We start from the raw sequence: 23,413 nt of genomic DNA, 5'->3' as shown, positions 1-23,413 counted from the left end.
TGGTTATAGCGACGGGGCTCACCTCTTACCATTCCGAACAGAGAAGTTAAGCCCGTTTGCGCCGATGGTACTGCATCTCGTGGGAGAGTAGGTCGTCGCCTTTTTTAGAGAGTCCCCAACAGAAATGTTGGGGATTTTTTGTTTATATAGGTCATATTCATTAGCTTAACTCTTCATAAATAGCTTAATTTTACTCCATAAGACATTCAAATATTATGCAATTGTCGTATTTTCAATTGTTGTGATCTAATACCTTATAATGGAGACTAATAAAGATATTGAATTGGCATGGAGTTTTGTCAACACTACCAATCAAAGTATTTTCCTAACGGGAAAAGCGGGAACTGGAAAGACAACATTCTTACATAATTTAAAGCACAATTCTTTAAAGCGTATTGTCGTTGTTGCGCCAACTGGTGTCGCGGCAATTAATGCAAAAGGAGTTACCATCCACTCCTTTTTTCAACTGCCTTTTGGTCCCATCTTACCGGATGCAGACTTCCATAATCCATCGGGTTTTAATAGAAAATTCAGCAAAACTAAAATCGATATTATTAAGTCTATGGATTTACTGATTATTGACGAGATCAGTATGGTACGCGCTGATGTATTGGATGGGATTGATAAGACTTTAAAGCGGTTCAGAAATAGAAATAAAGTCTTTGGAGGCGTTCAAGTTTTGATGATTGGCGATCTACAGCAACTATCTCCAGTCATTAGAGAAAACGAATGGCAACTCCTAAAACCATATTATCAAACGGGTTATTTCTTTAGCAGTCTGGCTTATCAAAATTGCAATGCTATAACCATTGAGCTTAGACATATTTACAGGCAAGAGAACCCTAAGTTTATTGAGATTCTGAACGAAATCAGAACCAATACACTTTCACTTGCTTCGGCAAACGAATTGAATAAACGTTATATAAAGGATTTTAAACCCGATCCAAAAGAAGGTTATATAGCACTGACCACTCATAATAATAGGGCGGAGCAGGTCAACGCGAAAGAATTGGATGCGTTAACTACAAAAGCATATAAATATACTGCGAAAATCTCAGGAAAGTTTCCAGATCATGCGTTTCCTAATAACGAGGAACTCCATTTAAAAGTGGGAGCACAAGTGATGTTCATTAAGAATGACAGCTCACCTGATAAGCGCTATTTTAATGGAAAGATAGGTAAGGTCATTTTATTGGATAAAGATAAGGTGGTCGTCAAATGTCCTGATGACGATTATAACATTAACACCACACGAGAAGAATGGGAAAATATCAACTACTCTGTTAATGCAGAAACAAAAGCAATTACCGAAGACAAAATTGGTTCCTTCACTCAAATCCCGTTGCGTTTGGCATGGGCCATTACCATTCATAAAAGTCAAGGCTTGACCTTTGAAAAGGCTATAGTGGACGCCCAGGGCGCTTTTGCTCATGGGCAAACCTATGTCGCTTTGAGTCGATGTAAATCTTTGGAGGGCCTTGTCTTAAAAAGTAAAATTGATTCGAGTCAAATTATCAATGACCAACAAGTCAGTGCATTTACCAAATCATCGGCTGAAAATCAACCTGACGAGGAAGTTTTAGAGTTTGCTAAAAAAGCATTTCAACTCGAATCTATTCATGAGATATTTGATTTCTATGAATTCTTGTATCCTATCAATCGGTTGTTGGATATATTTTATAAAAACAGAGGCAGTATCCAAGGAAATGTGGAATCACCATTAACCACCATGAAGGATGGGATCACCAATTTTTTGAAGCTAAGTAATAGTTTCAATAATCAATTGAAACAAATTTCGGATGATGAGAATTTGCCTGAAACCAATAGTACGATTCAAGAGCGATTTAAAAAGGCGATCGTCTATTTCAAAACGGAAACCGAAAAATGTATTGTCGAAAGTTTAAAATCCTTCAATTATTCTACAGATAATAAGGCGATCGAAAATGATCTCATTAAGAGCTTGGATACTATCGAAGAACTTCTCGCCGCCAAACTCTCTTATTTTAATGGATTGGCAGAAGGATTTTCTACACATAAATTTTTGGAACTGCGAGCCAAATCGATATTCTTGACCAAAGATAAACCGAAGAAATCAAGAGCATCCGTTATTGATGGTACCGTCAATATTGAGTTATTTGAGATGTTACGAGAATTAAGAAACGAAATCGCGCATGAAAATGACCTGATCCACTATCAAATTTTTACTCAAAAAGCCCTTTATGAGATCTGTGAAGTGCTTCCCGTAACCAAAAAACAACTTTTGGAGATCAATGGTTTTGGTAAAGTACGCGTCGAAAAATACGGGACCCAAATTCTTGAAGTCATAAAAGCCTATTGTGAGGAAAATGATATTGAAACTGATGATACCATCGTCTTTGAAAAGCGCCCAGAACCCAAAAAGACACAAAAAAAGGGTGAATCAGATAAAATATCCTTAGAGTTATACCAATCTGGGAAAACGCTTTCAGAAATAGCAGCAGAACGTGAACTCGTTGAAACAACAATCTTTGGACATTTATCCAAATTTGTTACTACTGGAGAAGTTAAAGCTACCGATTTGATTTCTGAAGAACATTTTAATGAGTTGTCTGAACTTATTCCAAAACAATCTTTCGAGAGTCTTTCAGAATTAAAAAATAAGCTGGATCCAAAATACAGTTATAGTGACATAAGATTGGTTCTTAATTTTTTAAAGAAATAGAATAGCCACCTAGATTAAAGCCTATTCTATGACTCTTTTTTCTATTCTTTTTTAACGACTAATTTTTTTGTAACACTCCCAGTTTCCGATAATAGCCTTAAGATATAGATCCCATCTGATAAATGGGACACATTTAATGAGTTTTCATTTGGGCCTAGCTCTATACCTATATTTTTGCCAGTAACATCATAGAGCTCCACGGCAGTGATGGCCTGATTGTTATTTGAATACAAGGTCACGATATGATTTGCAGGATTTGGAAATATTAAAAAAGCACTCGCATCATAGTCTTCGATATATAAAGTGGAAGCATCGGCAAAAGTCCAAATTGAAAAAGCATCAATATTGGAAACGGAATGATAAAAAGTTTCCGAGGTGCCGCCTTCATTGGTAAACGTCACTCCGTTATCAATACTTCTAAAGCCGGCAAGACTTGAGCGTTCTAATCCATTTAAATCAACATCAGAAAGATAGAAATGCGCCATTACATCCAAACCAGAATTAACGGTTGGGTTAATTTCATAATACCGATTCACGGTTGGGTTTCCATCAATGTCAAAAGTTCCATAGCGTCTAAAAACTTCCGTGTTTCCCATGGAGGTACTTCCGGTATAAGTTACCATACCTATAAGACCAAAATCATTGGTTACGCCTGCCGTATGGTCTCTTGTCGTCTTAATATAAGTGCCGTCTGCTCCAGTAATCGCGTTGGTATTGGTTTCGCCAACAATTTCTGCTGTTGGTCCAAGGGTTACAAAACTACCAGTATTCATCATGAAACTGGAAGTGTCATTCAAGAAAATTTCCTTGTTCAGTATTAATTGACCGTTGAGTTCAAAGGAAGAGGTGCCATAAAGTTCCAAATAATCAATGGTGTTTTCATTGTTTAGTTCGATGCGATGGGAGTTGCCATCCAAACCCTTCATTTGGAGCGTGCCACCATTAAATTCGGTGCTGCTTTCATTTACAAAGTCGCCATTAACAACGGTAATGACACTGTTTTCATTATTGAGGAATCCCTCCGAGGAAATGTAAAGTCCTTGTTGCCCAAATGAAAACTGGCATACCGTAAAGATTAAAAATAGAATTATATTTTTCATGACGCTTGGTTAAAAGTCCAGTGCATTTACCAGAAAACCGTGGATAAGGACGTTAAGGGTCGTCTCTGAAGCCTGGGAGTTATTAAAAATAGCGATCCGATCCCCTGGCCTCAGAATTAGGAGTGGGTTCGATTGATCTCCTGTTAAGGTGACCAATTCCCGGTTAGAACCAACCATGCGAACCTGCGTATTGGTCCTGACAGAGGAGCCTTGGGCGTATACGTAACAGTCCATCCGTTCAAACATTGTGGTCAGGTTGTTGTCTTGCACCTGGATACGGGTAACCAAGAAGAATTTGCCGGAAGGGACGGTGCTAAAGGTGGCGGCATAATTCTCCCAGGATTGGAGTGTTACTACACCAGGGCTACCTAGCGCGTTGCCAACAGGTACGGGATTGGAGCGCCCGAAGTACGGGACTGGGTCACTGGGCGTGCCGCTGCTTTTTTGTTCAGTTAGCGATTTCCATTGCGTTCCGTTGTAACCCTCAAAGTCATCAGAAACGGTAGTGTAACGAATGGTGCCTGCAGTTGGCGCAGTGGCATCATCTGTAATTTTTACTTTTCCGTTAACGTCGAGTGCCTGTTCTGGGTTGGGGTTGTTGACGCCTACTTGGGCATTTGTTGACAATATCATTATTAGTCCGAAAATTGGAGTTAGTAGTGTTTTCATAAAATTATGGTTTTATAATTATTTTCAATTTTTAAGGGTCTCCCACCAAGATTAGTTTAAATCTAATCGAGCCTTTATTATTATGGTATAAATTTTATTATCCATTATTAAAACTTATATGTTGATAGCCTGCTTAAAACACGACTAATGGACAATGCTTAATAACTAACAATTTTGTTGTGTAGTTAAAAATAGCAGTCCATTAAATCATTTTTTAATAACTAATTTTTTTGAAACGCTTCCGTCTTCTGAGAAAATATTCAAAAGATAAATGCCATTCGATAAACTGGTTACGTCCAAGGTTTTTTCATCAGATAATGTCACATTTATCTTTTTGCCAGAGATATCATATAATTGAATGGAAGTAATTATGATGCCGTCGTTTGGTTTAATATGTACGATATGGCTGGCGGGATTTGGATAAAGTAGGACGTTCATTTCCTTTAATTGCTCAATTATGTCCAAAGTTAAAGTTGATGTAAAAGCATTTGCTGAAAAGCCATCACCATTTCCACCATCATATAAGGTCAGCATAAGTCCTGTCAAATAATTCTCTGATTTTAGTAGGCTTGAAAACCCATCGCCACTGCCGCCTTGAAAAATATCTACCAAGAAACCTTCCAAAAACACTGAGCTTAACATTGCAAAGTCTGAACCATCACCAATATTCCCCGTAAACAACATGCTTAAACGTTCTCCATCGATTAAACTTTGGACGTCATTTTGTGAATGCCCATCTCCAGAAGCTCCAGCATACAGACTGTTGATGTTTTTCCCATTTATTGTTACTACTGAACTGTTTTGTGAGAATCCGTCACCAATACTTCCGCCATATATTTTGAAATACGGATTTGATAACAATACTTGATTCGAAAGTGCGTCAAAACCATCTCCAGAACTTCCTTGATAGAGTACAGTGAATGATGCTATTTCACCAGAAAGTCGACTGCCATGTAGTGAGGATTTTGCACTGCCATCATCTCTGCCTCCTGTGTATTGTGCGTGGACAAAATCACAAGTAATTATGGCGACAATTATTATTGAAAAAATTTTGCGAATCATAACCTTATAGTTTTAGTTGGCTGAACGCACGCCACGAAAGCCAAGTCTATTATTTGCACCGGCCAGTACACTTGCTGCATCATATCTGTCCGAAACCCGTATAAAGTCTGAACCATTAAAAAACGACCCGCCTCGGTAGCCTATGCCTGTATTATAAGTAACTGGCCAAGAGCTTACATTTGGTAAGCCTGTATTTGTTAACAACCCATCTCCATGAATTGCTGTAAACGTGCGACCTTCTGGATTGCCAACTGATATGCAACGTTCGTACATGTTTCCAGTTAATTCCATGACTCCATAATAGCTACCACCTGTTTCTTCTCTGGTTTTGTTAATTGCACTAGCTGCTAAAATACCCACTCTTTTAGGACCGGAAGGAGTGCCATTGGTAGGACTATAAAGCGCATTTCCTGTACCAAGCTCTGGATTTGAAATCAATTCATTTGGTTGAGAATCATTGACTAAATTATATGGTCTTGAAGCAATATTTGCACTGCCCCAAGCAAATTCGTTTGCTTTTGGAGCAACGGGACCTCTACATGCTTTTTCATATTCCAGTTCGGTCATAGGCCTAAGCCCAGCCCAATCCAAATATGCCAATAAAAGTTTGTTTGACACATAATTAAGAGGCACATCGGGTGATGTTGTTGTTGCGGAAGCACTACCTTCTTCCCATGAAATTGTATTTCTATTAAGTGCAGTATCTTGATTCTTTCCATCAGGACCAGTAATGTCATTCGAAGATTTTTGAAGCGCAGTAAGGGTATTGAAAAAACTTACCCACTGCCCTTGGGTCATTTCATATTTCATACAATAAAAGGCATTGAAACCTTTTGGGAATTCTGCAGGTATTGGTCCTAATTGGTCACCTGGTCTTGAACCGGCCGTAGCAGTGCTATAGTAAAGATTACCCGTGCCAGTTGAAACGGTTATGGCGTTTTCAGAATTTATTTGATAGGGTATTGAGGGAAGATTTGAATAAAATTTTCCCACTTCAGTCCCGGGACTCCCCACTGAAAATGCGCCTTCGGGTACGTTTACCATTTCTATAGCAAACACCTGTACATCTATTATATCATTGTTCCCAATAGATCCATAGTCCCAGCGTAAACGCATATTCTGTAAATTCAGGTCGCCACTTCCGTCACTATCTCTATAAACAAAAGCACCAACACCGTCACTTGATACATCTATAGTACTTCCGGCGGCAGCGACAAAGTCGGTTTGCGACAATTGTGCATGCATCCACTCCCCACTATTCACCCTAAATTTAATAAACACCCATGCCGCATCCCAATTGGATGGTCCAGCACTTAATCGCCAGGAGTTTTCCCAACTTAAATCAAATTCAACCTGTACCCAATTGGGTGCATTTAAGTTTTCCAAAGAGATATTACTAACCGTAATATTATTAGCATAGGAAGTAAAGTAAAACAGGCTTGCTAAAAAAAGCGTAACTATTTTTTTCATTTGTATTAATTTATGAGTTAATATTCTATTTAAAATTACCTATTGTCTGTTAGAAGGGATAGCACTATTGTACCAAAGTGTGCAATATATGTAACGTAAGATGATACTATAAGTCGTGATTAGCGTGTTGGTAATCAGCATTTTGTGTCTAATAAAGAAGGCTTAGAAACTCTATGAAAATTATTGAAATGTATCAATAGAATAAATTGAACTGAATTTGGTCAGAAATTATGTGCAGTTGGTAAAAGCGAACCATAAGTTTCAAGTCGAAAGTGGACGGGTTCTTTAAAGGTTTAAGCTAAGTGCGAAATCTTGAAAGGTTTGATTTTGAATTAGCTGAAAATTAGAAGCAAACTGAATATTTGCGTACTTATCTTATATAATTAGATGAGTTTTTAATCTATTTAAAAAAAAAAGACCCAACGTTCAGTTGAGTCTTTCATAATCCTATTTATAAAAAGTGTTATTCCTTAATTAGATTTCTCGAAATCACTATTTTTTGAATCTCTGACGTACCTTCATAAATCTGGGTAATCTTCGCATCACGCATCAAGCGTTCTACGTGGTATTCTTTAACAAAACCGTTCCCGCCATGGATTTGGACGGCTTCAACCGTATGCTCCATTGCTGCTTTAGAGGCAAATAACTTTGCTACAGCACTCGATACATCGTAATTATTGCCTTGGTCTTTATCCCAAGCTGCTTTCATTACCAAATGACGAGCTGCTTCAATATCTACATACATATCTGCAAGCTTAAACGCAATGGCTTGATGGTTGCAGATTTCTGTTCCAAATGCTTTACGTTCTTTTGAATATTTCAATGCCAATTCATAAGCACCAGCAGCAATCCCCAAAGCTTGAGCGGCAATGCCGATGCGTCCGCCAGAAAGTGTTTTCATTGCAAAACGGAACCCTGAGCCGTCATCACCAATTCTATTTTCTTTTGGAACTTTCACATCGTTAAATTGAAGGGTGTGCGTATCACTTCCTCTAATTCCTAATTTATCTTCTTTAGGGCCAATATCAAATCCAGGGGTGCCTTTTTCAACAATAAATGCATTGATCCCATGAGATCCTTTATGCTTATCCGTTTGGGCGATAACAATGTAAACATCAGCACGTCCTCCACTTGTAATCCAGTTTTTAGTGCCGTTAATCACATAATGATCGCCTTTATCAATCGCGGTTGTTTTTTGAGACGTCGCATCACTTCCAGCTTCAGGTTCGCTTAAACAAAAAGCTCCTATAAACTCACCAGTAGCAAGTTTGGTCAAGTATTTTTGCTTTTGTTCTTCGCTGGCAAAAGCCTCCAATCCATAACAGACCAAGGAGTTGTTTACAGAAACAATCACGGAAGCAGAAGCATCTATCTTAGACAATTCTTCCATAACCAACACATAAGAAATAGCATCCATCCCGCTGCCGCCATATTTAGGGTCTACCATGAGTCCAAGAAAACCGAGGTCTCCCATTTTTTTGACCAATTCTTTTGGGAATTTTTGTTTGTTGTCACGTTCAATGACACCAGGAAGGAGTTCGGTATTCGCAAAATCGCGAGCGGCTTCGCGTATTAATTTATGTTCTTCGGTTAGTGTAAAATCCATGTTGTAAGATAATTGTTGGTTCATTAAAAAACGAACGCAAAGATAAGGTTTTACTACTATTTTATCAATTTGAATAACTATTTTTACATCTATGATTAAAAATTACTACAACGTTATAGGCGTGATGTCAGGCACATCCTTGGATGGGATAGATATTGCACATTGTTCTTTTACGCATCACGACCGATGGGATTTCGAAATATTGCAGGCAGAAACCTATGGCTATCCATCTGTTTGGGTTGAAAAGCTGAAAAATTTGGTGACTTTGACCAAGACAGAATTATTGCAATTGGATGAAGATTACACCAAATTTTTGGGAAATGCAATTCATCAATTTATAAGCAAAAACAAGCTTTCCAATTTGGATGCCGTGTGTTCCCATGGGCATACTGCACTGCACCAACCGCAAAATAAATTGACCTATCAAATAGGTAATTTGCCTAAGCTTGCCTCAATTTTAAATGAAACTGTCGTGTGCGATTTCAGAGTTGCAGATGTTGCTTTAGGTGGCCAGGGTGCGCCATTAGTCCCTATTGGTGATCAGCTTTTGTTTTCGAAATATGATTTTTGTTTGAATTTGGGAGGGTTTGCGAATATTTCTTCCGAAATAAACGGACAGCGGATTGCGTATGATATTTGCCCGGTTAATATTGTACTTAACCGTTATGTCAATGAACTGGGATTAGATTATGACGATGGAGGGAAAATTGCAGCGTCAGGCACTATAAATCAAACATTATTACAACAATTGAATGCGTTGAGCTTTTATAAAACTCCGTATCCAAAATCTTTGGGGTTGGAATGGGTCAAAACAGAAATTTTCCCATTAATTGATTCATTTTCTTTAAGTGTAAAAGATGTCTTACGAACTTTCGTTGAGCACATTGCCGTTCAAATCTCTAATGAAATAAATTGTAAAAGTAAGGCATCTGTTCTTACCACTGGTGGCGGGGCATTTAATGAGTTTTTGATCGCATGTTTATCCGATAAAACCCAAAATGTCATTATTGTCCCCGAAAGGTCAATTATAGACAACAAAGAAGCTCTTATATTTGGCTTTTTAGGAGTGCTTAGACTTCGCAATGAAAACAACTGCTTGAGTAGTGTTACAGGGGCTTTCAATGACCATAGTTCCGGTCAAATTTATTATCCTTAAAAATATTGCCAAATTGATTCAAAGCGATGCTTAGTTTTTTATATTTGCGATGGAAAATCGGGCTCGAAAGGCCCACTTTTTTAACAGGCTATATTATTCAGTCGAGGTACCGAAGTATTTATGTTTACAAGAACATGATTTTAAAATATACTTAAGTTAAGTTTTGTACGTTTACACACTAATTACATCAATTTTAATAAGTTTTAATATGATATTACAGAGTACTATTCAAGATGGAGTGGAACTAGTTCCGGAAGCAGAATCAGTTGAAAAGACATTATCAATTATTGAATTGATCGGAAGTGGAGGAACTGCCGGAATGGTCATCATCGCCATTTTGTTTGTGTTGATGGTTTTTGCGATCTATATTTATTTCGAAAGATTATTTGCTATAAAGGCAGCATCAAAAATAGATTCAAATTTCATGAATCAAATAAAGGATCATGTAACCAATGGTAAAACAGATTCGGCACAGATATTATGTGCCCAAGTCAATACGCCGGTATCGCGCTTGATCAATAAAGGGATCAGTCGTATTGGCAAGCCGTTGGAAGATATTAGTACAGCTCTCGAAAGTGCAGGCCGATTGGAAGTGTATGAATTGGAAAGAAATGTGAGTGTTCTCGCTACAATTTCTGGTGTGGGGCCAATGATTGGATTCTTAGGAACTGTCATTGGGATGATTCTATCCATCTTTGAAATTGCTAACGCCGGTGGACAAATTGATATCAAATTGTTGGCCGACGGACTTTATACCGCAATGACGACAACCGTTGGAGGTTTGATTGTTGGTATTGTCGCTTATATGGCGTATAATCATTTGGTGGTTAAAACTGATAAAGTAGTCCATCAAATGGAAGCCAATTCTTTAGAGTTTTTAGATCACTTGAACGAGCCGATTTAATTTAGTCTGCAGTCTTCAGTTGACAGTTTTCAGTAGGCAGTCGGAAGTCAGCAGTGAACGGTCTTCCCGCCACCGCAAAATGCTATGGAAGGGGCAGGCAGTTGACGGTTTTCGGAAGTAGTTGCATAGGATGCAGCTGAGAGCTTAAATATGACGGCACTTGTTATCGGGATCACATGAGAAGCCGTTAGAATAATGATAATTTTGAGTAATACTTAACTATGAATATAAGAGGAAGAAATAAAGTAACACCAGAGTTCAATATGTCGTCAATGACGGATATTGTCTTTTTGTTATTGATATTTTTTATGTTGGCATCAACTTTGGTGACCACTAATGCGATTGATATTCTGTTGCCAAAAGCAGATGGGAAAACAGAGAACAAAAAATCTGTAGCGGTCAGTATTACAAAAGATTTGAATTATTATATCGATCAAAAACTGGTTGGGGAAAGTGTTCTGGAGCTTGAATTGAAAAATGTACTTACTGATCAAGATCAACCAACCATTGTTTTAAGAGCAGAAAAATCAGTACCTGTAGATAATGTTGTCAAAGTCATGGACATTGCCAATAGAAATAAATTTAAAGTAATTTTGGCTGTAAAGCCTAATTAATATGAAATACCTAAAAACCAAACATGAACGCAATTCTGCAAAAATTACCACACTTATTGTGGTTATTCTGCTGTTGTTGTTATTTGTGGTTGGTCCTCCTTATATGGATCCTCCTTTAGAATACGGAGTAGCTGTTAATTTTGGTGATTCAGATGTAGGTAGTGGCGATGTGCAACCGCTTAAGCCTGTTAAATCTGAGCCAAAAGAGGTAGTAAGTGAGCCTGTTGTTAAGGAAACTAAGGTCGAGGAAGAAAAAACAGAACCAACAAAATCAGAGCAACCTGCTGAAAAGGTGTTAACCGAAGATAATTCTGAAGCCATTGCCATGAAAAAGCAAAAAGAGGCAGCAGATGCTAAGGCGAAAGCTGAGGCAAAAGCAAAGGCCGAGGTTGAGCGTGCAAAGAAAGCCAAGGAAGCAGCTGAAGCTAAACAACGTCAAGAAGAGGCCGATAAAAGAGCGAAGTTGGATGCATTGATAGGCGGGGTTAAAAAATCAGAGGGTACAACTACTGGTGGAGAAGGTGACGACGGCAAACCGGGAGATAAAGGACAATTGGATGGAGATCCGTATGCGCCAAGTTATTTTGGACAACCTGGTACAGGAAGTGGCGGTAGCGGAAGCGGCTATGGTTTGAGAGGGAGAGGGAAGCCTTCTAATAGTAAGGTTGTTCCTGATTGTGATGAAGAAGGTAGGGTTGTAGTTGAAATTCATGTCAACAGAGATGGTCGTGTTGTGAATGCTATTCCTGGAAAAAAAGGAACTACAGGAAATATCTGCTTGTATGAAGCCGCGAGAAAGACGGCGCTTACCTATAAATGGCCTGCCGATCCAAAAGCACCAGCGACTCAAGTAGGCTTTGTGAAAATCGATTTTAGCGTTACTCAATAAATGACCTATCAAGATACTGTCAACTGGATGTTTAAGCAGTTACCAATGTATCAAAACCAAGGTAAGACTGCATATAAAGCCAACTTGGACAATACACTCCAATTCGCAGAACATCTCCATCACCCAGAACATAATTTTAAAAGTATCCACGTTGCTGGAACCAACGGAAAAGGTTCCACGAGCCACATGTTAGCCTCCATTTTACAGGAAGCCGGCTACAAGGTGGGACTTTATACATCACCACACCTAAAGGACTTTAGAGAGCGCATTAAAATCAATGGGAAGGAAATAAGTGAAGCCTTCGTTGTTGAATTTATTGAAAAGCATAAGTCATTTTTTGAAAGTCATTCACTGTCATTCTTTGAAATGACTGTGGGAATGGCATTTGATTATTTCTCAATAGAGAAAGTAGATATTGCGATAATTGAAGTCGGCATGGGAGGTCGTTTGGATTCGACCAATATTATTACTCCAGAGCTATCCATAATTACCAATATAGGTTTGGATCATACCCAGTTTTTAGGAAACATCTTAGAGACCATTGCTTTTGAAAAGGCTGGGATTATTAAATCTAATGTCCCTGTGGTCATAGGAGAGACCCAACCGGAAACCAAAAATGTATTTAAGGAAATCGCAGCTACACGTCATGCTGAGATTCACTTTGCGGATCAGGTGGAAGTCATAAATGATTATGAAAGTGATCTCAAAGGAGATTATCAGAAAAAAAACAAAGCTACCGTTCTTTGTGCAACGCAAGTCATACGCGAAAACGGATTTGAAGTCTCAGAAGATGCCATCAAGAGTGGTTTTGTGAAGGTGGTTAAGAATACGGGTTTAAATGGAAGATGGCAAATCTTGCAAGAGGAGCCTAAGATTATTTGTGATACTGCGCACAACAAAGAAGGATTACATTATGCGATGGCGCAACTATTAAAGGAACCTTATAAAGTGCTTCACATGGTCTTCGGAGTTGTCAATGATAAAGATGTAGCATCTATATTGTCTTTATTGCCCAAGAATGCCTTGTATTATTTATGTAAGCCCAATATTCCGCGCGGTTTAGAAGCAGATGTGCTACGAGATATTTTCGTAGCGAACGGGTTTAAAGGAAATGCGTATAACAGTGTGCAAGAGGCCTTAAGTAGCGCTAAACAGCATGCTACAAAAGCTGATGTTATTTATGTAGGTGGCAGTACTTTTGTTGTGGCCGAAATAATTTAAATATTTTTCAAAAAAAGCTTTTGCGATATCAAAAACTAATCTATATTTGCAATCCCGTAACAGGGCGATTAGCTCAGCTGGTTCAGAGCACCTCGTTTACACCGAGGGGGTCGGGGGTTCGAACCCCTCATCGCCCACTAAAGTTCATACATGGTATGGACTTTTTTTATAGACAGCAGGTCCATTAACTCAGCTGGTTCAGAGTGTCACGTCGACAACGTGGAAGTCACTGGTTCGAATCCAGTATGGACCACATCAAGCACAATCCCGATGCGAGAGCATCGGGATTTTTGTTTCCTGAAAATCCCAAGTCGCAGACTTTAGGGTTTTCAGGAAACAAAAATCCGCAGTGCGCTGCCAAGCGCACGGGATTGTACCCGCCTGCTACGGGCAGGTTTGCAGGAGCGGTTTTGCTCTGGATCAACGGAGTTAATCCCCTTTTAGAAATTACATGTCGCAGACTTGAGGATTTTCAGGAAACAAAAATCCGCAGTGTGCTGCCAAACGCACGGGATTGTACCCGCCTGCTACGGGCAGGTTTGCAGGAGTTGACTATATCTGGATCAACGCAGTTAATCCCCTTTTAGAAATCCCAAGTCGCAGACTTGAGGATTTTCAGGAAACAAAAATCGCAGTATGCTGCCAAGCGCACGGGACTGTACCCGCCTGCTACGGGCAGGTTTGCAGGAGTTGACTAAATCTGGATCAACGCAGTTAATCCCCTTTTAGAAATTACATGTCGCAGACTTGAGAGTTTTCAGGAAACAAAAATCCGCAGTGCGCTGCCAAGCGCACGGGATTCTACCCGCCTGCTACGAGCAGTTTTGCAGTATCGGTTTTGCTCTAGATGAACGGACTTGATCCAATTGGAGAACATTCAAATCAATGACTTCAATTTTGCCAAATTCCCTCTCTTTAAAGTTTAAAGTCTTTAATTCGTAGAAAAAGGTTTTGGTGGAAAATACCAGCAATGCCTGAAGTTTCAAGTTGATTACGTAGGGTTTTTATCCACAGATCAAAAATGGCTGGAAAATCCAATGTTCGGATCCGAGGTAGATACTCCAAGAGTTTTAGGGTCCCAAAAAACCAAGCAGATCGTTGTGTTCTATTTTGGTTCCGTACAGATGGTTTTAGAAGATCATATTCTTAATACTCTTTTTTTAATCTTTCTATTTATAACAGGAAGTTATTTACTTTTAGCAATGATTATAATTAAAGATAAACGATATTTATAATAAAAATTGATACTCATAGACCATCCCTATATTTCAGATTTTCTTTTAAGAACTATTAAAGAACATAATTTTGAAATTATTTCTACTAAAGAAGCCAGATCAATGATAAGTGATGATTCTTTAAATTGGATTTCTGAAAAAGATGCGAAATTTAAAATTATAAATAGCTCAAATCCACTTGTATATACGAATTCCGAGAATGCATTAACATGGATTTTCAATAATCTAAAAGAAACAGATCTACCTAAGCAAATACGATTATTCAAAGATAAGTTTAAGTTTAGGGAATTAATTAGTGATTTATTTCCAGACTTCCTGTTTAGAAAGATTGATATGGAAGAAATTCAAACTTTAGATATTGATGAATTAAAGAAGCCGTTTGTTATTAAACCTTCCGTAGGTTTTTTTAGTATTGGCGTACATGTGGTTCATAATAAGGCTGATTGGACTAGGGTTCAGAAGGAATTGAATTATGACAATCTAAAGAGTATTTATCCAAAAGACGTCATGGATGCTTCTGTTTTTCTTATTGAAGAATATATAGAAGGCGAGGAATTCGCGATTGATGCCTATTTTAATAATGAGGGAGAAGTAGTGATTTTAAATATATTACATCATATGTTTTCTTCAAGTTCCGATGTTAGTGACAGGGTTTATTCTACGTCCGAAAGTATAATTCGTAAGTACAAAGACAGCGTCGAGGAGTTTTTAAAACCCATAGGGAAAAAGGCAGATTTGAAAAATTTTCCTTTACATATAGAGGTTAGAATTGACAAGGAAGGGGTAATACGGCCAATTGAAATAAACCCTCAACGATTTGGTGGGTGGTGTACCACTGGCGATCTCGCGTGGTATGCCTTTAAGTTTAATTCATACCAATATTTTATTGAAAACAAAAAACCAAATTGGGATGAGATTTTCAAGACTAAAAAAGATGAAATTCATAGCATCATTTTATTAAACAATAATTCAGGATTTAAACCATCAGAAATCTCTCATTTTGATTTTGAGATTCTTAAATTGGATTTAGAAAATATACTAGTGATTAGAAAATTGGATTTTAACAAATATCCTGCATTTGGAATACTGTTTACTGAAACAAGTGAAGGAAATAAAATGGAACTAAAAAACATACTTAATTCTGATTTAAGTAAATATATTAGAAAATTGCAATTGCCAATCTAAAAACTGGATGTCTGGCCGGCCGATAGCCCCAAATTCCATACTTGGTTTACTAGCGGAAACAACAACAATGGCATGAAATTAATATGTTTAGGAGAACCCAAGTTACAGACTTCAAAGATTGAGAAGATAAATTTCATAAAACACACCATCATGCCAAAACCTAAAGGTCAAAAAAACACTAAAAATAAGGCCAAACACACCAAACTGCTTAATAGAAAAATAAATAAGCAGAAAGCTGAAAAAGTACTTCGAAAGGAGCGACTGAAGGCGATTATCAAAAAAGCGAAGTCATAGATCTTTTTGTTTTATAAAAAACTTATGGCTGACCGTACACAAGCAATCGTAATCAGTAAGAAGTGAACATTTGATCAATTTCAATTCACAAAAGCTCTAAAATCCGCTCTAAAGCCATGCCTCTTGAGCCCTTAATCAATAAAAAAGAATCTTTAATAGGATGCTGTTGAAGATTTAATTTTAAAGCCTCAAAAGTTTCAAACTTCTGAATGTTTGAATGTGTGACATTCGTTTTATAAAAATTTTTACCGATTAAATGAACTTTTCCTAATTCGTTCTGTTCGAGATAATCCACAATGGACTGATGTTCGCTTTCTGCAGTTTTACCCAATTCGAACATATCGCCTAAAAAAATCATCTTTCCTCCTTGATTTAATTGTTTGAAATTTTCTAGAGCCGCCATCATACTTGTTGGATTGGCATTATAGGCATCCATGATTATAGTATTGCTTCCCTTTTTTAGGATTTGTGATCGATTATTGGTTGGGGTGTAATCTTCAATGGCATTTTTGATATGATTTGGCTCAATTTTAAAATACGATCCAACTGCAATTGCCACAGCTATATTATTAAAATTGTAAGTGCCTGTAAGTTGACTTTTAATCACAGATCCATTATAACTGAGGGTAACATAAGGTTGCGTATTGATAATTTCCAGCATCGTATCTGTGGAGGTGCGCAATCCGAATTTAAAGACCTTGTCGTAATTTTGTGTTTGTTGGACTTGGAGAGGATCATTTTCATTGACAAAAATTGTTTTCAGATTGGCCATTAAATAATCGTACAACTCTGATTTTGCTTTGATAACGCCTTCAATACTTCCAAAACCTTCAAGATGTGCCTTGCCGAAATTGGTGATCAGCCCATAATCTGGATGAGCAATCGCAGCCAATAAACCAATTTCCTTGGGATGGTTGGCGCCCATTTCCACAATTCCAATTTCTGTCGCTTCATTCATTCGCAAGAGGGTTAATGGGACCCCTATATGATTGTTTAAATTACCTATGGTGGCTGTAGTCTTATATTTCTTTGACAACACGGCGTTGATCAATTCTTTAGTGGTGGTTTTTCCATTACTTCCAGTAAGTGCAATTACTGGAATAGCTAATTTGTCTCGATGGAATGTCGCAAGGTTTTGTAATGTCTCTAAAACGTTTTCCACCAATAAATAACGTTGATCTATTGCATATCGCTTTTCATCAACTACGCAATATTTAGCACCTGCTTCCAAAGCAATGCTCGCAAATTCGTTTCCGTTAAAGTTATCTCCTTTTAATGCAAAAAAGAGACTGTTTTTATCGATTTTTCGGGTGTCGGTACACGCAGTTGTACACTCCTTAAAATGCTGATAGAGTTGTTCGATATTCATGAAATAAATGTAATAAAAAAGTCCTAACTCAAGGTTAGGACTTTTATGATTTTTTTATTGAATTAAAACTTAGTGTCTTGTCTTATGGCTTCCTTTTGATTTGGAACCAACTCTTGACATTGCACATCTAAAACCAATATAATCAGTCGCCATGTCTTGTGGGAAATAACGACGTTGAGCTGGATCGATCCAATATGCTCTGTCTTTCCATGAGCCACCTTTGTAAACTCTTACATCATCATTGATTAAAGAAGTCCTGTTATTTGACTTGTCAATTGTTCTTACAATTGCACCAGTTGAATCAAGTGTTACTTCATGTCTTGGAGAATTGTACATCTGTTTTGTCTCAGTTCCATTCTCATCTTCATTAAAGTTATCACTATAATAGCGTGATGATCTTCTGTCCCCATCTCTGAAGTTTCGATTATCGCTGGCGTCAAAGTTTGTTTTTAAATAGGTGTCTTCACCGTTGATAGGCACTTGTAATATTGTACCAGGTAAGTTTCTAGGAACAATTTGTCCGGTACTCAGAGTGTCATAAACAATATCTTCAGAAGTTACAACTTTTACTGTACCATCTTCATTGATAGCATTTTTGGTATAAACGTTACCACGGTAGTAGTTGAAGTCATTAAATTCATCATCAACAATAGGTCTATAGACATCAGCTACCCACTCAGCAACGTTACCGGCCATATCATAAATTCCGAAATCGTTTGGCAAGTATGATTTTACTTTGTTCGTAATATCAGCGCCATCATCAGACCATCCTGCAATACCACCGTAATCCCCTTTGCCTTGCTTAAAGTTTGCTAATTGATCCCCTCTAGTCTTTCTTTTACCTGAACGGGTATATTGACCACTCCAAGGGTATTTTTTTCTACCACGGATAGAGTTATAGTTTCTTAGTTCATTCAAGCCAAGCGCTGCATATTCCCATTCGACCTCAGAAGGTAAACGATACTCTGGAGATATAATTCCTGACTCTCTTTTGGCATACACATTAACAGGGTTGCCATCGACGTCAGTTTGCTGTCTTCTTTTTCCACCTTCAAGAATTTCTGCATTCCCACCATACGTAGAACTCGGAGAATTGATATAAGTGTCTGTGTTGAAATTAGCGTCAGCATTCACGTCAGTTACGCGAGCATCTCTCTTTAAATAACCAGCTTGTTCTAAGTACAATTCATTGACTCTATCTGTTCTCCAACTGGCAAAATCAACAGCTTGGATCCAGCTTACACCAACCACAGGGTATTCACCATAACCTGGGTGACGCAAATAGTTCTCGGTCATCATTTCACTATAACCAAGACGGTTTCTCCAGACTAGAGTGTCTGGCAAGGCACCTTGATAAATCAATTTAAAATTAGGATCATCTGGTGGGTATACGCGTTTGATCCAATCCAGATATTCTAAATACATTTTGTTGGTCACCTCACTTTCATCCATATAAAAGGATTGAACGTGTTGTTGGTTAGGTGTATTGTTCCAATCGTGCATAGGGTCATCCTGCACTTTTCCCATGGTAAAGGTTCCACCTTCAACAAAAACTAAACCTGGGGAAGTTTCTTGTTCTTTAAAATTGGTGTTGTATTGAAAGCCTCCATTCTTGTCATTTATCTTCCATCCAGTTGCTCTGGATTGGTTTGACGATGAAGATCTTTTACATCCAACCATTGCTAAAGAGAGCATTAGGGCAAATGCGATCCTTATATTAATGATGTTTTTCATATCCATACTTTTTAAGTAAGCTGATTAAATTTAGTGACGCAATATAGTAATTAAAGAGAAAGTAACAAGCGTTTTTATCAAATAGATTGAAAAAATGTTGCATTTCATCCCTTTTTTCGAACATGACGTCGGACTTTTGGCGATTTTATCGGTGTTTTCAGTATTTCAATAACGGTGTAAAAAAGTAATTATTGTTGTAATTTTGGATAAAAATTGGAGACTTTATACTAACAAATGCGAGCAAACGTTAATCTTTCTATATAATTAGCTGTTTCAGTTGGTGATAATAGTATTAGATTGCAGTTGTTTTTTGAAAAAGATTTATACAGACTAATGAGAATAAAGTTACTATTACTTTTTATTTTAATATCATCTTTAGGTTTTTCCCAAGAAAAGCGATTCGACATTATATGGAATGGCAGCATTGTACTCGAAACAGAATCTTCCGCCATAACCGTACCTTATTTTGATAAAGATCATTTTAATTTTGATACTAATAATGGCCTCAAATTCTTTGCAGAATGGGTATCAGATGGAAAGATCAATAAAAATTCAGTGACGCTGACCAATGTGTCTTACACTAATATTTCTGCCGAAGACTTGCTATCAATTCCTATTGAATCAATTCCTACAGTTCCAAAATTGCATTTTGAAAATACAACGGCCAGAAATAAATCACATGCCTATCTTGAAGTAACTCCTATTATTAAGGACAATGGCGTTTATAAAAAAATCACGTCGTTTTCTATTTCTTATAATATTACTGCCAGCAGAACTTCCACTGCATATCCCTATCAAACCCATAACGTTAGTAATTCCGTGCTCAATTCAGGAAATTGGTACCGATTTTATGTCGATAAGTCTGGGGTTTTTAAATTGACCAGAGGCTTTTTGAATTCATTGGGCGTGAATACAAACACGGTAGATCCGCGCACTATTAAAATTTACGGAAATGGAGGTGCCATGCTACCATTATCCAATTCTGAACCTTACCCAATTGATCTTACGGAAAATGCCATAAAGTTTATTGGTGAAGAAGACGGCGAATTCAATAGTGATGACTATATCTTATTTTATGCCGAAGGTCCCACCGGATACAATGTTGAAAGTAATACCAATAACAACATATTTACTGACAAGAGTTATTATTATGTCAATGTGAGTGGGGGTGCTGGCAAACGCATCCAGAACATGTCGCAGCCTGCAAGCGCTTCAACTTATTTGGTGAATACTTTCCAGGATTATCAGTTTCATGAAATTGATGAAATTAATATTGTACGTGTTGGAAGACGTTGGTTTGGCGAGAGGTTTGATATTGAAAATGAACAGGAGTTTAAGTTTAATTTTCCTAATCTTGTGCTTTCCGAACCGGCCCACATTAAAGTTTTTGCTGCCTCAACTGCTGAAGTGGCTACGAGTATGGAGGTTAAGGTCAATTCAAATGTCGTAGCGAATTTTGGATTTAATCCAATTGGTTCGCCAATTTTGGCAGATGGAAAGTTCTTTAATAATAGGGTCATACTTAACTCACCGGATGTTGTTGTCAATCTTAACTACAACAATTCAGGAAACCCAACATCTCACGGGTATTTAGACTATATATCTATTGAAGCTACTCGCGGACTCATTTTTGAAGGCGAACAATTCATATTCAAGAACAATCAGGTGGCAAGTACACCAGGGATTGTCGAGTATAGCATGACTAACGCTGCTTCAGTTTCAGAAATTTGGGATGTCACTAATAAATATGATGTCACCGCTGTTGCGAACACTGAAGGGAGTTCGGTAATGAATTTTAAATCAATTTCTGGAATTTCCAAAACCTACTTGGCAGTAACGCCATCAGATTATTACGAGCCTTTACGAGAGAGCAAAACAAGTGTCAGCAATCAAAATATTAAGGGCACCATTTTTAATGATGAACAAGGTCAATTTAAGGATATTGATTATCTTATCATCTCCCCAAATAATTTAGTTTCTCAGGCGGAGCGATTGGCGCAAATCAATAGAACGCAAAACAATCTCAATGTGAAAGTTGTGACCTTAAATGAAATCTATACAGAGTTCAGTTCGGGAAATCAGGATGTTTCTGCTATCAGAAACTTAGTTCGTTATGTGTACCACAATGCTAGTGCTCCGGATAAACGCCTAAAATATTTGTGTCTTTTTGGAGATGCCTCTTTTGATTATAAGGATAGAATTCCAAACAATACCAATATCGTCCCATCTTGGCATTCATTGGATAGTTTTAGTTTGACCAATGCTTTCGTTTCTGATGATTTTTTTGGGATGATGGATTTTAATGAAGGTGATATGGGAGCTTCAAATAAGCTGGATATTGCTGTTGGAAGAATTTTGGCAGAAACGCCTCAACGTGCTAAGGAAATGGTAGATAAGATTGACTTGTATTACCAAGATGAATCCTACGGAAGTTGGAGAAATAACGTTGTGGTCATGTCTGATGATGTTGATTTTGCTTGGGAAAGTATTCTACAGGAAACAACCGATGAGATAGGACAATCCATTACAGCCGAAAAACCATTTTTAAACGTGGTCAAGATCCACTCAGACGCCTTTCAGCAAGAGTCTTCAGCGAGTGGTGAACGTTATCCAGCAGTAAATAAAGCGATTAAGGATGCGATTGAAGTGGGGGCGTTGGTCGTCAATTATTTTGGACATGGTGGTGAAGACGGGTTGGCCTCTGAACGTATTTTTGATAAAAACGATTCACAGGAAATAAGAAATACCTGTAAGTTTAATTGTTTTGTAACGGTGACTTGCGAATATACGCGATTTGATAACCCGTTCCGTCCCACTGCAGGAGAATACACGTATTGGAATACCCAAGGTGGTGCCATTGCCTTGATAACTACCACACGTCAAATTTTTGTAAGTGTTGGGGTTACCTTCAATATAAAGTTAGAAAAATATCTATTTGGATTTGGATCAAACGACTATCCAACAATGGCCGAAGCTTTGCGACTAACTAAAACGGACCCTTCCATTTCTGGTATTCAACAACGACGCTTGGTGTTTTTTATCGGTGATCCAGCCATGAAATTGGCTTTCGCAAAACCTAATATTCAGCTCACCAAAATTAATGACGTTCCCTTAGGCCAAACCAATGATACTTTAAAAGCATTGAGTAAAATTAAAATGTCCGGAGAGGTTTTGGATCCTTCAGGAAACTTAATGACGGGTTACAACGGCGTTCTTACCGCAACTATTTTTGACAAAAATATAGAACGCCAAACATTGGCCAATAACAATATAGCTCAGAATGGGCAATTGATCAAAATGGATTTTACGACTTTGGGCGAGAAAATATTTATAGGTCAAGTTTCCGTAACCAATGGTGCTTTTGATTTTGAATTTGTAGTTCCCAGAGATATTGGAGTACCAGTGGGAAATGGAAAAGTGAGTTTTTATGCCAAATCAGAAACACCTTTGCAAGATCAAGCAGGGGCAAGTTTTGATATTTTAGTGGGAGGCATCAATGAAAATGCCGAAACCGATACTACAGGGCCTATTGTGAAGCTTTATATGAATGACGAAAGTTTTGTTTCAGGTGGTATTACCAATGAAGCGCCCACGCTTTTGGCAAAACTGGAAGACAGTAATGGGATCAATACCGCAAGTGGTATTGGACATGATATTGTTGCCATTATTGATGGTGATGAAACCAATCCATTCGTGTTGAATGATTATTATAGAGCGCAAGTAGATGACTATACTAAGGGAGAGGTCACTTATCCATTTCGTGATTTAGAGCCAGGGCTTCATACGTTGACCCTAAAAGCTTGGGACGTTTATAATAACTCAGGGATTGCCGAAATTCAGTTTGTGGTGCATGATAAAGATCAAGAACTGAAGATTGAAAATGTTCTAAATTATCCTAATCCATTCATTAATTACACAGAATTTTGGTTCAATCACAATAGTTCGCAACCTTTAGACGTTTCTATACAAATATTCACCATCTCAGGTAAACTTGTCAAAACTATAAATAGTCAAACCAATGCAGGTGGATGTTGTAATGAAGGTGCCTCGACACTGTCAAGAGATATTGTTTGGGACGGCCGCGATGATTTTGGAGATAAAATCGGAAAAGGTGTCTATGTCTATAAACTAAAAGTAAGATCCAATCAACTTAATAAGCAAGTTGAGAAGATCCAGAAACTCGTAATATTATAATAATAACAAT

Annotated in this window: 16 protein-coding genes, 2 tRNA genes and 1 rRNA gene; 12 read left to right on the top strand and 7 right to left on the bottom strand. The window is 37.8% G+C overall.

Features of this window, described 5'->3' with window-relative positions; translation table 11 throughout:
• Nucleotides 1-104: ribosomal RNA gene (gene rrf / locus J4051_RS16285) — 5S ribosomal RNA — on the top strand; the annotation flags it as partial.
• Nucleotides 105-259: 155 nt separating this feature from the next.
• Nucleotides 260-2,701: a helix-turn-helix domain-containing protein gene (locus tag J4051_RS16280; protein ID WP_208234939.1), complete on the top strand. Its 2,442-nt coding sequence runs from the start codon at nucleotides 260-262 to the stop codon at nucleotides 2,699-2,701.
• Nucleotides 2,702-2,742: 41 nt separating this feature from the next.
• Here J4051_RS16280 and J4051_RS16275 read toward each other — a convergent pair whose 3' ends face one another.
• From J4051_RS16275 to J4051_RS16255, 5 genes are all read right to left on the bottom strand, one after another.
• Nucleotides 2,743-3,801, bottom strand: a complete 1,059-nt coding sequence (locus J4051_RS16275) for a T9SS type A sorting domain-containing protein (protein ID WP_208234938.1) — start codon at nucleotides 3,799-3,801, stop codon at nucleotides 2,743-2,745.
• A gap of 9 nt (nucleotides 3,802-3,810) precedes the next feature.
• Nucleotides 3,811-4,470, bottom strand: coding sequence for a hypothetical protein (locus tag J4051_RS16270; protein ID WP_208234937.1), 660 nt, complete (start codon nucleotides 4,468-4,470; stop codon nucleotides 3,811-3,813).
• Between the two features lie 207 nt (nucleotides 4,471-4,677).
• The gene (locus J4051_RS16265; protein WP_208234936.1) at nucleotides 4,678-5,532 is read right to left on the bottom strand and encodes a T9SS type A sorting domain-containing protein; all 855 of its coding nucleotides are present in this window, start codon (nucleotides 5,530-5,532) and stop codon (nucleotides 4,678-4,680) included.
• A gap of 12 nt (nucleotides 5,533-5,544) precedes the next feature.
• The gene (locus J4051_RS16260) at nucleotides 5,545-7,002 is read right to left on the bottom strand and encodes an SUMF1/EgtB/PvdO family nonheme iron enzyme (RefSeq protein WP_208234935.1); all 1,458 of its coding nucleotides are present in this window, start codon (nucleotides 7,000-7,002) and stop codon (nucleotides 5,545-5,547) included.
• A gap of 463 nt (nucleotides 7,003-7,465) precedes the next feature.
• A complete protein-coding gene (locus J4051_RS16255; RefSeq protein WP_208234934.1) occupies nucleotides 7,466-8,608 on the bottom strand; it encodes an acyl-CoA dehydrogenase in 1,143 nt (380 codons plus the stop codon).
• Nucleotides 8,609-8,699: 91 nt separating this feature from the next.
• Between J4051_RS16255 and J4051_RS16250 the strand changes: the two genes are divergently transcribed.
• The 9 genes from J4051_RS16250 (at nucleotide 8,700) to J4051_RS16210 (ending at nucleotide 16,106) form a co-directional block, all read left to right on the top strand.
• Nucleotides 8,700-9,764: an anhydro-N-acetylmuramic acid kinase gene (locus J4051_RS16250; RefSeq protein WP_208234933.1), complete on the top strand. Its 1,065-nt coding sequence runs from the start codon at nucleotides 8,700-8,702 to the stop codon at nucleotides 9,762-9,764.
• Nucleotides 9,765-9,972: 208 nt separating this feature from the next.
• A complete protein-coding gene (locus tag J4051_RS16245; RefSeq protein WP_208234932.1) occupies nucleotides 9,973-10,668 on the top strand; it encodes a MotA/TolQ/ExbB proton channel family protein in 696 nt (231 codons plus the stop codon).
• A 221-nt stretch (nucleotides 10,669-10,889) separates the two neighbouring features.
• Entirely contained in the window at nucleotides 10,890-11,282 is a 393-nt protein-coding gene (locus tag J4051_RS16240; RefSeq protein WP_208234931.1) for an ExbD/TolR family protein, read from the top strand.
• A gap of 1 nt (nucleotide 11,283) precedes the next feature.
• Complete coding sequence (locus tag J4051_RS16235; RefSeq protein WP_208234930.1) at nucleotides 11,284-12,171, top strand: energy transducer TonB; 888 nt, start codon at nucleotides 11,284-11,286, stop codon at nucleotides 12,169-12,171.
• Entirely contained in the window at nucleotides 12,172-13,392 is a 1,221-nt protein-coding gene (locus tag J4051_RS16230; RefSeq protein ID WP_208234929.1) for a bifunctional folylpolyglutamate synthase/dihydrofolate synthase, read from the top strand. It begins immediately after the preceding gene.
• A 62-nt stretch (nucleotides 13,393-13,454) separates the two neighbouring features.
• Nucleotides 13,455-13,529 (top strand) — tRNA-Val (locus tag J4051_RS16225).
• A 41-nt stretch (nucleotides 13,530-13,570) separates the two neighbouring features.
• Nucleotides 13,571-13,645: transfer RNA gene (locus J4051_RS16220), tRNA-Val, on the top strand.
• A gap of 988 nt (nucleotides 13,646-14,633) precedes the next feature.
• Nucleotides 14,634-15,812, top strand: coding sequence for an ATP-grasp domain-containing protein (locus J4051_RS16215; RefSeq protein ID WP_208234928.1), 1,179 nt, complete (start codon nucleotides 14,634-14,636; stop codon nucleotides 15,810-15,812).
• Between the two features lie 150 nt (nucleotides 15,813-15,962).
• Complete coding sequence (locus J4051_RS16210) at nucleotides 15,963-16,106, top strand: hypothetical protein (protein ID WP_208234927.1); 144 nt, start codon at nucleotides 15,963-15,965, stop codon at nucleotides 16,104-16,106.
• Between the two features lie 85 nt (nucleotides 16,107-16,191).
• Here J4051_RS16210 and J4051_RS16205 read toward each other — a convergent pair whose 3' ends face one another.
• Together J4051_RS16205 and gldJ are read right to left on the bottom strand one after the other, a co-directional pair.
• On the bottom strand, nucleotides 16,192-17,475 hold the full coding sequence (locus tag J4051_RS16205; protein ID WP_208234926.1) for a UDP-N-acetylmuramoyl-tripeptide--D-alanyl-D-alanine ligase: 1,284 nt from the start codon (nucleotides 17,473-17,475) through the stop codon (nucleotides 16,192-16,194).
• Between the two features lie 69 nt (nucleotides 17,476-17,544).
• The gene (gene gldJ / locus J4051_RS16200; protein WP_208234925.1) at nucleotides 17,545-19,215 is read right to left on the bottom strand and encodes a gliding motility lipoprotein GldJ; all 1,671 of its coding nucleotides are present in this window, start codon (nucleotides 19,213-19,215) and stop codon (nucleotides 17,545-17,547) included.
• Nucleotides 19,216-19,542: 327 nt separating this feature from the next.
• Here gldJ and porU point away from each other — a divergent pair, with 327 nt between their 5' ends.
• Nucleotides 19,543-23,403 carry a type IX secretion system sortase PorU gene (porU, locus tag J4051_RS16195; protein ID WP_208234924.1) on the top strand — a complete coding sequence of 1,287 codons (3,861 nt, stop codon included), beginning with the start codon at nucleotides 19,543-19,545 and terminating at the stop codon, nucleotides 23,401-23,403.
• Nucleotides 23,404-23,413 lie beyond the last annotated feature (10 nt).

The organism is Gelidibacter pelagius, assembly GCF_017581925.1.
GTDB lineage: Bacteria > Bacteroidota > Bacteroidia > Flavobacteriales > Flavobacteriaceae > Gelidibacter > Gelidibacter pelagius.
The sequence above is the reverse complement of the archived record's forward strand: the minus strand, read 5'-3'. Positions and strand labels throughout refer to the sequence as shown.

What these genes read in the sequence shown, in the direction of transcription:
- J4051_RS16210 (WP_208234927.1), top strand. Translation starts at nt 15,963, where the DNA reads ATGCCAAAACCTAAAGGTCAAAAAAACACTAAAAATAAGGCCAAACAC.
- J4051_RS16275 (WP_208234938.1), bottom strand. Translation starts at nt 3,801, where the DNA reads ATGAAAAATATAATTCTATTTTTAATCTTTACGGTATGCCAGTTTTCA.
- gldJ (WP_208234925.1), bottom strand. Translation starts at nt 19,215, where the DNA reads ATGGATATGAAAAACATCATTAATATAAGGATCGCATTTGCCCTAATG.
- J4051_RS16230 (WP_208234929.1), top strand. Translation starts at nt 12,172, where the DNA reads ATGACCTATCAAGATACTGTCAACTGGATGTTTAAGCAGTTACCAATG.
- J4051_RS16250 (WP_208234933.1), top strand. Translation starts at nt 8,700, where the DNA reads ATGATTAAAAATTACTACAACGTTATAGGCGTGATGTCAGGCACATCC.
- J4051_RS16280 (WP_208234939.1), top strand. Translation starts at nt 260, where the DNA reads ATGGAGACTAATAAAGATATTGAATTGGCATGGAGTTTTGTCAACACT.
- J4051_RS16245 (WP_208234932.1), top strand. Translation starts at nt 9,973, where the DNA reads ATGATATTACAGAGTACTATTCAAGATGGAGTGGAACTAGTTCCGGAA.
- J4051_RS16235 (WP_208234930.1), top strand. Translation starts at nt 11,284, where the DNA reads ATGAAATACCTAAAAACCAAACATGAACGCAATTCTGCAAAAATTACC.
- J4051_RS16270 (WP_208234937.1), bottom strand. Translation starts at nt 4,470, where the DNA reads ATGAAAACACTACTAACTCCAATTTTCGGACTAATAATGATATTGTCA.
- J4051_RS16240 (WP_208234931.1), top strand. Translation starts at nt 10,890, where the DNA reads ATGAATATAAGAGGAAGAAATAAAGTAACACCAGAGTTCAATATGTCG.
- J4051_RS16260 (WP_208234935.1), bottom strand. Translation starts at nt 7,002, where the DNA reads ATGAAAAAAATAGTTACGCTTTTTTTAGCAAGCCTGTTTTACTTTACT.
- J4051_RS16205 (WP_208234926.1), bottom strand. Translation starts at nt 17,475, where the DNA reads ATGAATATCGAACAACTCTATCAGCATTTTAAGGAGTGTACAACTGCG.
- porU (WP_208234924.1), top strand. Translation starts at nt 19,543, where the DNA reads ATGAGAATAAAGTTACTATTACTTTTTATTTTAATATCATCTTTAGGT.
- J4051_RS16255 (WP_208234934.1), bottom strand. Translation starts at nt 8,608, where the DNA reads ATGGATTTTACACTAACCGAAGAACATAAATTAATACGCGAAGCCGCT.
- J4051_RS16265 (WP_208234936.1), bottom strand. Translation starts at nt 5,532, where the DNA reads ATGATTCGCAAAATTTTTTCAATAATAATTGTCGCCATAATTACTTGT.